This window comes from Streptomyces sp. PL-29, assembly GCF_058344425.1.
Genome location: NZ_CP136996.1, coordinates 5,307,148 through 5,320,635 on the forward strand (window position 1 = coordinate 5,307,148; position 13,488 = coordinate 5,320,635).

The 13,488-nt window shown below is 71.8% G+C and carries 9 protein-coding genes; 7 read left to right on the forward strand and 2 right to left on the reverse strand.

Annotation, left to right across the window (positions count from 1 at the left end):
- The first annotated feature begins 43 nt into the window (after nt 1-43).
- The gene (gene hflX / locus R4Z63_RS24495; protein ID WP_037929802.1) at nt 44-1,549 is read left to right on the forward strand and encodes a GTPase HflX; all 1,506 of its coding nucleotides are present in this window, start codon (nt 44-46) and stop codon (nt 1,547-1,549) included.
- A gap of 158 nt (nt 1,550-1,707) precedes the next feature.
- On the opposite strand, the gene R4Z63_RS24500 is transcribed toward hflX, so the two are convergent.
- Nucleotides 1,708-2,877 carry a trypsin-like serine peptidase gene (locus R4Z63_RS24500; RefSeq protein ID WP_384448303.1) on the reverse strand — a complete coding sequence of 390 codons (1,170 nt, stop codon included), beginning with the start codon at nt 2,875-2,877 and terminating at the stop codon, nt 1,708-1,710.
- Between the two features lie 234 nt (nt 2,878-3,111).
- Here R4Z63_RS24500 and R4Z63_RS24505 point away from each other — a divergent pair, with 234 nt between their 5' ends.
- The 5 genes from R4Z63_RS24505 to R4Z63_RS24525 all read left to right on the forward strand — a co-directional run bounded on the left by R4Z63_RS24505 (nt 3,112) and on the right by R4Z63_RS24525 (nt 11,590).
- A complete protein-coding gene (locus R4Z63_RS24505) occupies nt 3,112-4,494 on the forward strand; it encodes a diaminobutyrate--2-oxoglutarate transaminase family protein (RefSeq protein WP_172671426.1) in 1,383 nt (460 codons plus the stop codon).
- A gap of 21 nt (nt 4,495-4,515) precedes the next feature.
- On the forward strand, nt 4,516-6,852 hold the full coding sequence (locus R4Z63_RS24510) for an IucA/IucC family protein (RefSeq protein ID WP_384448307.1): 2,337 nt from the start codon (nt 4,516-4,518) through the stop codon (nt 6,850-6,852).
- Nucleotides 6,853-6,885: 33 nt separating this feature from the next.
- Nucleotides 6,886-7,593 (forward strand): GNAT family N-acetyltransferase, encoded by a 708-nt coding sequence (locus R4Z63_RS24515; protein WP_078557146.1) that lies wholly within the window; start codon nt 6,886-6,888, stop codon nt 7,591-7,593.
- Nucleotides 7,594-7,697: 104 nt separating this feature from the next.
- Nucleotides 7,698-9,566, forward strand: a complete 1,869-nt coding sequence (locus R4Z63_RS24520; RefSeq protein WP_384448310.1) for an IucA/IucC family protein — start codon at nt 7,698-7,700, stop codon at nt 9,564-9,566.
- A 53-nt stretch (nt 9,567-9,619) separates the two neighbouring features.
- Nucleotides 9,620-11,590 (forward strand): ATP-dependent DNA helicase, encoded by a 1,971-nt coding sequence (locus R4Z63_RS24525; RefSeq protein WP_037929796.1) that lies wholly within the window; start codon nt 9,620-9,622, stop codon nt 11,588-11,590.
- A gap of 103 nt (nt 11,591-11,693) precedes the next feature.
- On the opposite strand, the gene lexA is transcribed toward R4Z63_RS24525, so the two are convergent.
- Complete coding sequence (lexA, locus tag R4Z63_RS24530; protein WP_037929793.1) at nt 11,694-12,488, reverse strand: transcriptional repressor LexA; 795 nt, start codon at nt 12,486-12,488, stop codon at nt 11,694-11,696.
- A gap of 469 nt (nt 12,489-12,957) precedes the next feature.
- On the opposite strand from lexA, the gene nrdR reads away from it, so the two are divergent.
- A complete protein-coding gene (nrdR, locus tag R4Z63_RS24535; RefSeq protein ID WP_030838121.1) occupies nt 12,958-13,470 on the forward strand; it encodes a transcriptional regulator NrdR in 513 nt (170 codons plus the stop codon).
- The last annotated feature ends 18 nt before the right edge of the window (nt 13,471-13,488 follow it).

Sequence of the window (13,488 nt, forward strand, 5' to 3'; positions counted from 1 at the left end):
CCGCCAGGCGTGACACTGCTATTCGAATCGACGTAAGGATCCAATGACCTCCTCTTCTTCCGCTTCCCAGGACGAGCGGGACGCGACCGACGCGCGTGAACCGCAGAGCTTCACCGAGAGCCTTCGGGCCGATGCCCTGATGGAAGAGGACGTCGCCTGGAGCCACGAGATCGACGGAGACCGGGACGGCGACCAGTTCGACCGCTCCGAGCGCGCGGCCCTGCGCCGCGTCGCCGGTCTCTCCACCGAGCTCGAAGACGTCACCGAAGTCGAGTACCGACAGCTCCGCCTGGAGCGCGTGGTCCTCGTCGGCGTCTGGACCTCGGGCACCGTGCAGGACGCGGAGAACTCCCTCGCGGAGCTCGCCGCCCTCGCCGAGACGGCGGGCGCTCTCGTACTGGACGGCGTGATCCAGCGCCGTGACAAGCCGGACCCGGCCACCTTCATCGGTTCCGGCAAGGCCCGCGAGCTGCGCGACATCGTCATGGAGAGCGGCGCCGACACCGTCGTCTGCGACGGTGAGCTCAGCCCCGGCCAGCTCATTGCCCTCGAAGACGTCGTCAAGGTCAAGGTGGTCGACCGGACCGCCCTGATCCTCGACATCTTCGCCCAGCATGCCAAGTCCCGAGAGGGCAAGGCGCAGGTCGCACTCGCGCAGATGCAGTACATGCTGCCCCGGCTGCGCGGCTGGGGTCAGTCGCTGTCGCGGCAGATGGGCGGCGGCGGCGGTGGCGGCATGGCCACCCGAGGCCCCGGTGAGACCAAGATCGAGACCGACCGGCGACGCATCCGCGAGAAGATGGCGAAGATGCGCCGGGAGATCGCGGAGATGAAGACCGGCCGTGACATCAAGCGGCAGGAACGGCGCCGCAACAAGGTGCCCTCGGTCGCCATCGCCGGTTACACCAACGCGGGCAAGTCCTCACTGCTCAACCGTCTCACGGGCGCGGGCGTACTGGTGGAGAACGCGCTGTTCGCCACCCTCGACCCGACCGTGCGCCGGGCCGAGACACCCAGCGGCCGGATCTACACCCTCGCCGACACCGTCGGATTCGTCCGGCACCTGCCCCACCACCTCGTCGAGGCGTTCCGCTCCACGATGGAGGAGGTCGGCGACTCCGACCTCATCCTGCACATCGTCGACGGTTCCCACCCGGCTCCGGAGGAGCAGCTGGCGGCGGTGCGCGAGGTGATCCGCGAGGTCGGCGCGGTGAACGTGCCCGAGATCGTGGTGATCAACAAGGCCGACGCCGCGGACCCGCTGGTCCTGCAGCGGCTGCTGCGGATCGAGCGCCACTCCATCGCCGTCTCGGCCCGCACGGGCATGGGCATCGAGGAACTCCTCGCGCTCATCGACTCCGAGCTGCCTCGGCCCGAGGTCGAGGTGGAGGCCCTGGTGCCGTACACCCGCGGTTCGCTGGTTGCCAAGGCGCACGCCGAGGGCGAGGTGATCTCCGAGGAGCACACCCCGGAGGGCACTCTGCTCAAGGCACGCGTCCACCAGGAGCTTGCGGCGGACCTGGCGCCGTACACGCCGGCCAAGCAGTAGCCGGGCCGCTGCCGGCACCCTACGGCTGACCGCTGCCGCGTGCCGGGAGCGCCGGCACGACGGCATCGCCGAGACCTCCTCACGGGTGAGGGCCCCTGCACGTGCAGGGGCCCTCACCCGTTCGTTCCCGCTCCGGGGCCGGTGCTCCCGGGCAGGGGCTACTTGAACTTGCGGCTCACCGCGTCGAAGATGCCCTTCGCCTCCGGGCCGAGCCGCGGTCCGGCCAGCCAGCCCGCCTTGGCCGGGCCGATCGAGGTGTTCGACACCAGCGCCGGCCGCCCGTCCGCGCCCGCCGCGACCCAACCGCCGCCGGAGGCGCCGCCGGTCATCGTGCAGCCGATGCGGTACATCACCGGCTCGTTCGCCTTCAGGGTCAGCCGGCCCGGCCTGTCCGTGCACTGGAAGGCCTTCTGGCCGTCGAACGGGCCCGCCGCCGGGTAACCCGTCGCCGTGATGCCCGCGACCTTCGGCACGGCGGGCGCGGCGAACTCGACCGGGAGCGCCGAACCGACAGTCTCCTCCAGGGACTTGCCGCTCCCCCTCTCGGGCGTCACGTGCAGTACGGCGAAGTCGTACGGAGCCCCCGCGCCGCCGGTCGGGCCGCCCGTGGCGATCCACTGGTCGGACGTCTGGGCCCAGTCGCTCCACCACACGCCGTACGGGGCCACCTGCTCACGCGGCGCGCCCTTGAGCTGCGCCGACGGCTTGCCCGCGTTGTTGTAGGAGGGGACGAACGCGATGTTGCGGTACCAGCCGCCCGCCTTGCCCGCGTGCACGCAGTGGCCCGCCGTCCAGACTAGGTTCGACTTGCCGGGGTGCGCCGGATCCTTGACCACGGTCGCCGAGCACACCATCGAGCCCTCGGGTCCGTCGAAGAAGACCTTGCCGGACTCCGGAACGCTGGCGTGGTAGGGCGCGCTGGCCGGCTTGGCCGCCACCGGCGCCGGGGTCGGGTCGGTGACGCCCTGGTCCTTGCCCGCGTCCGGGTCGACGGACGGACGCTGCGGCTGCTCGGCGTCGCGCATCCGGTCCGGGTCCCAGAGGTCCTCGATGATCGGGTTGATGTAGTCGCCCGCCTCGCGAAGCCAGTCGTCCTTCTTCCAGTTCTTCCACTCACCCCCCTTCCACTTCTCCACGTCGATGCCGCGCTCCCTGAGCTTCTCCTTGAGCTGGTCCGGGATCTTGATCCCGTCCGCGGCCGGAAGGCTCGCCGCCACGGTCGGCTTGGCGTCGCCGCCGGCCTCCCCGTCGCCGGGACCGCAGGCTGCGGCGGTCAGCACGAGGGCGGCCGCGCACAGTGTCGCGGTGACCGGTCGGTTCGGTCGCATGTCGTTCGTCCCCCTGGAGGTTCGAGGCGTGGAGTGGAGCCCCCCACTATGCCGCTGCCGCCTTGGACGACCCAGCCCGGGTCGATGGTTCCTGATGCTCACTTCATGACAAGGATCTTGAGTCCACCCGTGATCCGTCGCCGTCACCGTCGTTGGTACGTACGGGGGACGGGGGGAGCGTTGGTGTTCGAAGGGCAATCCGAAAGTGCAGTCAGTGCGGGAGGAGCGGTGCGCATGGCTTTCACCGAGCAGGCCGGGGCGGCGGCAGCGACACGGACCCCGCCGCAGGGGAGCTCCGAAGTGCCGCCGCAGGGCAGCCGCGCAGCAGGTCAGGACGGCATTCTGCGCAGGCAGGCGCAGCGCGAGTCAGCCGCCCGGACCTACGCCCGGTCTCTGCCGATCGTCCCGGTGCGGGCCCGCGGTCTGACCATCGAGGGCGCCGACGGCCGCCGTTACCTGGACTGCCTCTCCGGTGCCGGCACCCTAGCGCTCGGACACAACCACCCGGTGGTGCTCGAAGCGGTCCGCGCAGTCCTCGACTCGGGCGCACCACTTCACGTGCTGGACCTCGCGACACCGGTCAAGGACGCCTTCACCACGGAGCTGTTCGCCAACCTGCCGCCCGAACTGGCAGCCGACGCACGCATCCAGTTCTGCGGGCCCGCCGGTACGGACGCGGTGGAAGCCGCCCTCAAACTGGTGCGCACCGCGACCGGGCGCTCCGGACTCCTCGCCTTCACCGGTGCCTACCACGGCATGACCGCCGGCGCCCTGGACGCCTCGGGAGGCGCTTCCGAGCCCCGGGTGACCAGGCTTCCCTACCCGCAGGACTTCCGCTGCCCGTTCGGCGTCGGAGGCGCCGAGGGAGCCGAACTGGCCGCGCGCTGGACGGAGAATCTGCTCGACGACCCCAAGGGCGGCGTCCCGCTGCCCGCGGGCCTGATCGTCGAACCCGTGCAGGGCGAGGGTGGGGTCAACCCGGCCCCGGACGGCTGGCTGCGCCGCATGCGCGAGATCACCGCATCGCGGGGGATCCCCCTCATCGCCGACGAGGTCCAGACCGGCGTGGGCCGCACCGGCGCCTTCTGGGGCGTGGACCACGCAGGGGTGGTGCCCGACGTGATGGTCCTGTCCAAGGCGATCGGTGGCAGCCTGCCCCTCGCGGTGATCGTGTACCGATCAGGCCTGGACATCTGGACCCCGGGTGCCCACGCCGGCACCTTCCGCGGCAACCAGCTCGCCATGGCCGCCGGTACGGCCACGCTGGCCTTCGTCCGGGAGAACCGGCTCGCCGAACGCGCCGCCGCTCTCGGCGACCGGATGCTGGCGGCCCTGCGCGGTCTGGCCTCCGGGCACCCCTGCATCGGGGACGTCCGGGGCCGGGGCCTCATGATCGGCCTCGAACTGGTCGACCCCGACACCGGAGCCGCCGCACCGGCCCTCGCAGCGGCCGTCCGCCAGGAGTGCCTGGAACGCGGTCTGATCGTCGAACTCGGGGGCCGCCACGGGGCCGTGGTCCGGTTGCTCCCGCCGCTGACCCTGACCGACGAGCAGGCCGCGGCGGTCCTCGATCGCCTCGCCGACGCCATCCCGGCCGCCGCCCGCCGGCCCCGCTGACCCGCACCCCGAGGATCCGTGATGCCAGAGCCGTACCAGTCCACCCCGATGCAGTCCGGCCCCCATCCGCAAGACCCGGCTTCCGCCGCCTCCGTGCCCGCCGCCGTGGGCGAGCCGGACCACCCGCAGCCGCTGCCCGACCGAGCCCGCACGGCGTCGTCGCTCCCCGGACGCGGAGCCGACGCCCCGGCACAGCCCTCGCCGGTGGTCGACCCCGCGCCCGCGGCGGACGCCGAAGCCGTACGGGACCCCGCGCTGCCGCAGCTGCCCGCCACGCCGGCCGCGCGTCCACCGGCCACCAGCGCGCAGGCCGCGCCCGCCGACGCCGGGCCCCGCATCAGCACCGGGAACGCCCCAACTCCCGACGCGGTGCCGGGCAGGGCCGAACCGCACATCTCCTCGGTCGAGCCGTCCCCCGCACACCGCTCCGCCACCGGGGCCCACGCCGGCGGGAGCACGGCCGGGTACGCCCTGGCGCGGGAGGCCGCTCCGGGCGGGCCGCCCCCGGAGCCGGGCGCAGCCGACGCCGGGGCGGCGACCACGGTGCCCCGGCAGAAGGACGGCACGCCCCGCGCCCGCACCGGCCGGCCGGGCTTCGTCCGGCCGGAGCCCACCGCCGGACCCGACCCCCTGGACCACCCCGAACCGGCCCTCGCCGCCGAGGCCGCGGCGGTGGAGAACCTGCTCCGCTGCTGGATCCGAGAGTCCGGCCTGCGCCGCCCTGACGCACCCGCCGGGAGCCCCCTGCGCATCCCCCTTCCCGCATCCGGCACCGCCGTGCTGGTCGCTGTCCGCCACTGGTCCCACACCGGCTGGCACCGCTTCGGCCCGGCCCGTCTCGAAGGCACACCCATCACCGCGCCGTGCCTGGACGCCGTCACCCTGGCCGCGCTCATCGCCCGCGAGGGTGCGGTCGACGGCCGAGGCAGCGCCGACCTCGTCGGCCGGGTCGCCGACTCGGTGCGCCGTACCGCCGAGTTCATCGCCGACCGGCGAGAACGCCCCACCGCCCCGGCCCCCGCCGGCGCGGACCGCTTCCTCACCGCCGAACAGTCACTCCTCCTTGGCCACCCCCTCCAGCCCGACCCCAAGAGCCGCGAAGGACTCTCCGAGACCGAGGCTCCCCGCTACTCACCCGAACTCCACGGCTCCTTCCCCCTGCACTGGTTCGCGGTCGAGCACTCCGCCCTCGCCACCGAATCAGCCTGGACCGAGCGCGGCCGCCCCGTCTCCGCTCCGCAGCTCATCGGCCGGCTCGCCCCCGGACTGTCGCTGCCCGACGGCACCACCCCCCTTCCCCTGCACCCCTGGCAGGCCCGCGACCTCCTCCAACGCCCATCCGTCACCGCCCTGCGTGACGCCGGACTCCTGCACGACCTGGGTCCCCAGGGGGAGGCCTGGTACCCGACCTCCTCCGTCCGCACCGTCCACCGGCCCGGCGCCCCCGCGATGCTCAAGCTCTCCCTGGGTCTGCGCATCACCAACTCCCGCCGCGAGAACCTCCGCAAGGAACTCCACCGGGGCGTCGAGGTACACCGGCTGCTCCGCACCGGCCTCGCCGAGCAGTGGCAGGCCGCCCACCCGGGCTTCGACATCGTCCGCGACCCGGCCTGGGTGGCCGTGGACGCCCCGGACGGCACCCCCGTCCCCGGTCTCGACGCCCTGCTGCGCCACAACCCCTTCCGCCCGGGCGACGACGCCGCCTGCGTCGCCGCACTCACCTCTCCCCGACCGCGGCCCGGCCGGACCACCATGCGCTCCCGGCTCGCCGAGATCGTCTCCGGTCTCGCCTCCGCCACCGGACACACCACCACGGCCGTCGCCGCCGAGTGGTTCCTGCGCTACCTCGACCACGTGGTCCTGCCGGTCCTCGCCTTCGACGCCCTCGCCGGCATCGCCCTCGAAGCGCACCAGCAGAACACCCTGGTCCTTCTCGACCCGGCAGGATGGCCGACCGGTGGCCGCTACCGGGACAACCAGGGCTACTACTTCCGCGAGTCCCGCCGGACCGAACTGGAGCAACGGCTCCCCGGAATCGGCACCCGCAGCGACACCTTTGTCCCGGACCCCGTCACCGACGAACGTTTCGCCTACTACCTCGGCATCAACAACGTGCTGGGCCTGATCGGTGCCTTCGGCTCCCAGCGCCTCGCCGACGAACGCGTCCTCCTCGCCGCCTTCCGCCGTTTCCTCGCCAAGGCCGCGGGCCTCGGCCCGCTCCCCACCCGGCTGCTTGACTCGCCCACCCTGCGCTGCAAGGCGAACCTGCTCACCCGCCTGGGTGGCCTCGACGAGCTCGTCGGCCCCGTCGACACCCAGTCCGTCTACGTCACCATCACCAACCCCCTTCACCCTTGACGCGTCGGCGCCCGACGCGGAGGAGAGCCCCCGATGAGCCTCACGGACACCGCCGCCGATTACGCCGGACCCGGTCTCGACGCCCCTGACGCCGTCTACGCCCTCGGCGCCGTCCAGCACACCGCCGTACCGTGCCGCAACGCAGGCCTGCTGCCCCTGCTCGCCGAGGCCGACCTGCTCGATTCACCCGCCACCTGGGGCAGCGTCACCACCCGGGCCGGGACCTTCCGCCTGGAACCCGTACGGCCGGGACGAGACCTGGAACTCCTCACCGGCTGGATGAACGACCCTGAGGTGAACGCCTACTGGGAGCTCGCCGGCCCCGCCGCGGTTACCGCGGCCCACCTGCGGGCCCAGCTCGACGGCGACGGCCGGAGCATCCCCTGCCTCGGCGTTCTCGACGGCGTGCCGATGAGCTACTGGGAGATCTACCGGGCCGACCTCGACCCGCTCTCCCGCCATTATCCGGCGCGCCCCCACGACACGGGTATCCACCTGCTCATCGGAGACGGTACGAACCGCGGCCGCGGGCTGGGCACGGCACTGCTGCGAGGCGTCGCCGACCTGGTCCTCGGCAACCGTCCCCGCTGCACACGCGTCGTCGCGGAACCGGACATCCGCAACACCCCCTCCGTATCGGCCTTCCTCGGCTCGGGCTTCCGCTGCCACGCGGAAATCGACCTCCCCGAGAAGCGCGCCGCCCTGATGATCCGGGAGCGGGCGCTGCGCAATCTCCTCTGATCACCGCCCCGCACGCCCCGCACGCCGCGACCGCCGTCGCTCCGCACCTCTCCCTTCGAAAACTCCGCGTCGCGCAGCAAAGTTCCCGATCTGCGAGGAGTCACGTGCCGAACTTCCCAGCAGCCCCCGGCCCGACGGAAAAGATCCTGCCACCGTCGCCCCAGCACCCCTGCACACCACCTGAACTCACCCGCCCGACCTGGGAGTCCGCCGCCCGCAGGCTCCTCGCCAAGATGCTCGCCGAATTCGCCTACGAGGAGATCATCCGCCCCGTCCCCGTCCCCGTCCCCGTCCCGGCCGTCGCCGGTGACGCCTGGACCGTGACCCTCGACGACGGCAGCAGTCTCGGTTTCCGGGCCCGCCGCCGCTCGTACGGCAGTTGGCACGTCGATCCGGACACCATCACCCTCGGACCACCTCCGCCCGCCCCGCCCGCGCCGGTCTCCTTCGGGGACCCGTACGCCTTCCTCGTCCGCGCCCGCACCCTCCTCGGACTTGACGGAGCCACCCTCGGCCACCTCGTCCGCGAACTCAGCGCCACCCTCGCCGCGGACGCACGGATCGACCACACCGCCCTCACCGCCGACGTCCTCGCCGACCTCGACTACGCGGCCCTCGAAGGCCACCAGACCGGCCACCCCTGGCTCGTCCTCAACAAGGGCCGTATCGGGCTGTCCGCCTCCGACACCGCAGCCTGGGCCCCCGAGGCACGCAGCCACCAGCGCCTGCCCTGGCTCGCCGCCCACACCTCGCTTGCCGCCTACCGCGGAACCGGCGGCTTGGAGGACCCCGCGCGCCTCTACTCCGCAGAGCTCGACCCGGCCACCCGAGCGGCCTTCGACCAGGCCCTCCGCGACCGCGGCCTCGACCCGCTGCGTTACCTCTACTTCCCCGTGCACCCCTGGCAGTGGGACGAGGTGGTCGTTCCCCTCTTCGCCCCGGCACTCGCCTCCGGGGATCTCGTCCCCCTCCCCGCCGACCCGGACGTCCGCCTGCCTCAGCAGTCGATCCGCACCTTCCTCAACCTCACCCGCCCCGATCGGCACAGCGTGAAACTGCCGCTGTCCGTCTTCAACACCATGGTCTGGCGCGGACTGCCCTCGGACCTCGCCCTCGCGGCCCCCGCCGTCACCGCCTGGATCCACTCCCTCCGCGACGCCGACCCCTTCCTGCGCGACGAGTGCCGCGTGATCCTGCTCGGTGAAGTCGCCTCCGTCACCGTCCGCCACCCCGTGTACGAACTGCTCCCCGAGGTGCCGTACCAGTACAAGGAACTCCTCGGCGCGATCTGGCGCGAGCCCCTGACCGGTCTCCTCGCGGCCGGGGAGCGCGCCCGTACGCTCGCGTCACTGCTGCACACCGACCCCTGCGGCCGGTCGTTCACCGCCGAGCTCGTCGCCCGCTCCGGTCTGACGCCCGCCGCATGGCTGCAGCGGCTCTTCGCGGCCGTCCTGCCGCCGCTGCTCCACTTCCTCTACCGCTACGGCACGGTCTTCTCCCCGCACGGCGAGAACGCCGTCGTGATCTTCGATGAGCACGATGTCCCGGTCCGGCTCGCCGTGAAGGACTTCGTGGACGACGTCAACATCAGCGACGAGCCGCTGCCCGAGCTGGCCTCCGTACCCGCCGAGGTCCGGGCCGTCCTGCTCACCGAGCCCGCCGACTTCCTGCCGCAGTTCATCCACTCCGGGCTGTTCATCGGAGTCTTCCGCTACCTGTCTGCGCTCTGCGAGGATCGCCTCGGCGTCCCCGAGGACGCATTCTGGTCGCTCGCACGGGCCGAGATTCTGCGCCATCAGGCCCGGTTCCCCGAGCTCAAGGACCGCTTCGAGCTCTTCGACCTGCTCGGCGAGCGCATCGCCAGGCTGTGCCTGAACAGGAACCGGCTGTACGAGGACGGCTACCGAGACCGCCCCGACCGCCCGCACGCCGTGCAATACGGGACCGTGCCCAACCCCCTCCACGGGCCGTGAATCCCCGCCGGTGTGCGCATGCTGTCAGCGGGGCCCCGTAGGGTGGCAGTGCTATGACGAAGCCCTCTCTCCCCGACCTGCTGCACGCCGCCGTCTCCGCCGTCGGCGGTACGGAGCGCCCCGGCCAGGTGGCCATGGCCGAAGCCGTCGCCGAAGCGATCGACGACAACTCCCACCGGCTCATCCAGGCGGGTACCGGCACCGGTAAGTCGCTCGGCTACCTGGTGCCGGCCCTGGCCCACGGCGAGCGTGTGGTCGTGGCCACCGCGACTCTGGCCCTCCAGCGGCAGCTCGTCGAGCGTGACCTGCCCCGGACGGTGGACGCACTGCATCCGCAGCTGCGCCGCCGACCCCAGTTCGCCATGCTCAAGGGCCGGTCGAACTACCTGTGCCTGCACCGCCTGCACGAAGGTGCCCCGCAGGACGAGGAGGAGGGGCTCTTCGACCAGTTCGAGGCCGCCGCTCCCACGAGCAAGCTCGGCAAGGACCTGCTGCGGCTGCGGGACTGGGCCGACGAGACGGAGACCGGCGACCGCGACGACCTGACACCGGGTGTCTCGGACAAGGCCTGGTCGCAGATCTCCGTCTCCTCCCGCGAGTGCCTGGGCGCGACGAAATGCGCCTACGGGGCCGAGTGTTTCGCCGAGGCCGCGCGCGAGCGGGCCAAGCTCGCGGATGTGGTCGTCACCAACCACGCGCTGCTCGCCATCGATGCCATCGAGGGCGCTCCGGTGCTGCCGCAGCATGAGGTGCTGATCGTCGACGAGGCGCACGAGCTGGTTTCCCGGGTGACCGGAGTCGCCACCGGCGAGCTCACCCCCGGCCAGGTCAACCGTGCCGTGAAGCGCTCCGCGAAGCTGGTCGACGAGAAGATCGCGGACGGTCTGCAGACCGCCTCCGAAACCTTCGAGCGCGTCATGGAGCTGGCGCTCCCGGGCCGACTGGAAGAGATCCCCGAGGACCTCGGCTACGCCCTGATGTCCCTGCGGGATGCCGCGCGCAACGTGATCTCGGCCATGGGCGCCACCCGTGACAAGTCCGTCCACGACGAGGATGCGGTCCGCAAGCAGGCCCTGGCGGCGGTGGAGAACATTCACGCCGTGGCGGAGCGGATCACGAACGGATCCGAGTACGACGTCGTCTGGTACGAGCGGCACGACCGCTTCGGCGCCACCCTCCGCGTCGCCCCGCTGTCGGTGTCCGGGCTGCTGCGGGAGAAGCTCTTCGAGGACCGTTCGGTGGTGCTGACCTCCGCCACTTTGAAGATCGGCGGCGACTTCAACGGTGTGGCCGCGTCCCTGGGGCTTTCGCCGGAGGGGGTCGAGGGAGACGACGTGCCCCTGTGGAAGGGCCTGGACGTCGGCTCACCCTTCGACTACCCGAAACAGGGCATCCTCTACGTCGCCAAGCACCTGGCCACGCCGGGCCGTGAGGGCACCCGCGGCGACATGATGGACGAGCTCGCCGAGCTGATCGAGGCGGCGGGCGGCCGGACCCTCGGGCTGTTCTCCTCCATGCGCGGCGCCAAGGCGGCCGCCGAGGAGCTCCGCGGCCGACTCGACAACCCGATTCTGCTTCAGGGCGAGGAGACGCTGGGCGAGCTGATCAAGACCTTCGCCGCCGACCCGAAGACCTGCCTGTTCGGGACGCTGTCCCTGTGGCAGGGCGTGGACGTGCCCGGCCCCAGCTGCCAGCTGGTGGTCATGGACCGGATTCCCTTCCCGCGTCCCGACGACCCGCTGATGAGCGCCCGCCAGAAGTCGGTGGAGGAGCACGGGGGCAACGGATTCATGGCCGTCGCCGCCACGCACGCCGCCCTTCTGATGGCCCAGGGTGCGGGCCGGCTCGTCCGGGCTTCGGGAGACCGGGGTGTCGTCGCGGTCCTGGACCCCCGCCTGGCCACGGCCCGGTACGGAAGCTTCCTGCGGGCCACGCTGCCGGACTTCTGGTACACCACGGACCGCAACCAGGTCCGCCGCTCGCTGGCGGCGATCGACGCGTCGGCGCAGGCCGACGGCGCGTAGGGAAGGCCCGCGGGGAAGAGCACCCGCGGGGAGGCGCCGAAGACACGGACAGCCCCCGGGACCGGCGCAGTGGGTCCCGGGGGCTGGCTAGGGAGCGGCGGGGTCAGACCCGGCGCAGAACCGCGACGACCTTGCCGAGGATGGTCGCCTCGTCGCCGGGAATCGGCTGGTAGGCGGCGTTGTGCGGGAGGAGCCACACGTGGCCGTCCTCGCGCTTGAAGCGCTTGACGGTGGCCTCGCCGTCCAGCATCGCGGCGACGATGTCGCCGTTCTCCGCGACGGGCTGTCGGCGGACCGTGACCCAGTCGCCGTCACAGATGGCTGCCTCGATCATCGAGTCGCCGACGACCTTGAGGACGAAGAGCTCCCCGTCACCGACGAGCTGGCGGGGGAGCGGGAACACGTCCTCGACCGACTCCTCGGCGAGGATCGGGCCGCCGGCCGCGATCCGGCCGACCAGGGGAACATAGGAGGCGGCGGGCTTGCCGGTGGTGTCCGTGGGCTGCGAGCTGGGCTGGTCGGAGCCGCGCACCTCGTAGGCCCGGGGCCGGTGCGGGTCGCGGCGCAAGAAGCCCTTGCGCTCCAGGGCCATCAGCTGGTGGGCCACCGACGACGTGCTGGACAGGCCGACCGCCTGGCCGATCTCCCGCATCGACGGCGGGTAACCACGGCGCTGCACGGAGTCGCGAATGACTTCGATGACCCGCCGCTGCCGGTCCGTGAGCCCGGAGCTGTCGGCGCGAATGCCTGGAGGTCGACCTGGCAGCGAGCGCGCGGGGCGCACCGCGGCGTCCGTCTCCGGGTTCAGGTTTGCGTCGTTCATGGCATGCACCGGCTCGAGTCGGTTCTGGGAGCGGTTCTGGGCAGTGATGGCGGCACTGTCTGCGGTGGTGGTCACGTCGGCCCCTCTCGAAATGTTCTCCCTAGCTGGACAACGGTAGTTGCTTTCGAAAGGTTGCGCCAAACACACGTTCGAGTGAAAAATCGCAGATCGGCCTGCGTGGGCACATGGTGGGGTGTATAGGCGATCGGATCGACGAACGCGGGTTCGACTCGGGATCCGCTGCTTACGGTACCCTTCCCGGTCGGGTCGCCGCCGTTCGGTCGTGTGCCCAGTGTGGCACCGGGGGGCCTCGTATCCGGCTATCGGACGTCGCGACACGCAGGGGTGTCTAAATCCGTCGCAACCCAAGATCTAGTGGTTGGATGGGCGCGGCCACCCAGAAGTTGTGGTCCCTGGTTCCGCTGAGGCTCCTGGGATCGCATATGCTGGTGCCTGCTCCGCGAGCCCCCGGCAGAGTCCGTCTCCGTCGGTCTGGGGCTCCATGGGGTGATTCAGTCGTGCCGAGAAGGAGGGTGAGGGAACCATGCACTGCCCCTTCTGCAGGCACCCCGACAGCCGCGTCGTCGACAGCCGCACCACGGACGACGGCACGTCGATTCGCCGGCGCCGTCAGTGCCCCGACTGCTCCCGTCGCTTCACGACGGTGGAGACGGCCTCGCTGATGGTGATCAAGCGCAGCGGGGTGACCGAACCCTTCAGTCGTACCAAGGTCATCTCCGGCGTGCGCAAGGCGTGCCAGGGGCGACCGGTCACCGAAGACGCCCTCGCCAAGCTCGGCCAGCGGGTTGAGGAGGCGGTGCGCGCCACCGGCAGTGCCGAGCTGACCACCCATGACGTGGGTCTGGCCATACTCGGCCCGCTGCAGGAGCTCGACCTGGTCGCGTACCTTCGGTTCGCGTCCGTCTATAAAGCGTTCGACACCCTCGAAGACTTCGAGACCGCCATCGCGGAACTGCGCGAGCCGCGGCCTCACCCCGAAGAGTGCGAGCACGGCGGGACCGCTCCGGTCCCCGTGCCCGCCTCCGCCGCCGACTGACCGGGCTGCCCGCGACGC

Coding starts and splice junctions, on each gene's coding strand:
- hflX (WP_037929802.1), top strand. CDS start 44: ATGACCTCCTCTTCTTCCGCTTCCCAGGACGAGCGGGACGCGACCGAC.
- R4Z63_RS24500 (WP_384448303.1), bottom strand. CDS start 2,877: ATGCGACCGAACCGACCGGTCACCGCGACACTGTGCGCGGCCGCCCTC.
- R4Z63_RS24505 (WP_172671426.1), top strand. CDS start 3,112: ATGGCTTTCACCGAGCAGGCCGGGGCGGCGGCAGCGACACGGACCCCG.
- R4Z63_RS24510 (WP_384448307.1), top strand. CDS start 4,516: ATGCCAGAGCCGTACCAGTCCACCCCGATGCAGTCCGGCCCCCATCCG.
- R4Z63_RS24515 (WP_078557146.1), top strand. CDS start 6,886: ATGAGCCTCACGGACACCGCCGCCGATTACGCCGGACCCGGTCTCGAC.
- R4Z63_RS24525 (WP_037929796.1), top strand. CDS start 9,620: ATGACGAAGCCCTCTCTCCCCGACCTGCTGCACGCCGCCGTCTCCGCC.
- nrdR (WP_030838121.1), top strand. CDS start 12,958: ATGCACTGCCCCTTCTGCAGGCACCCCGACAGCCGCGTCGTCGACAGC.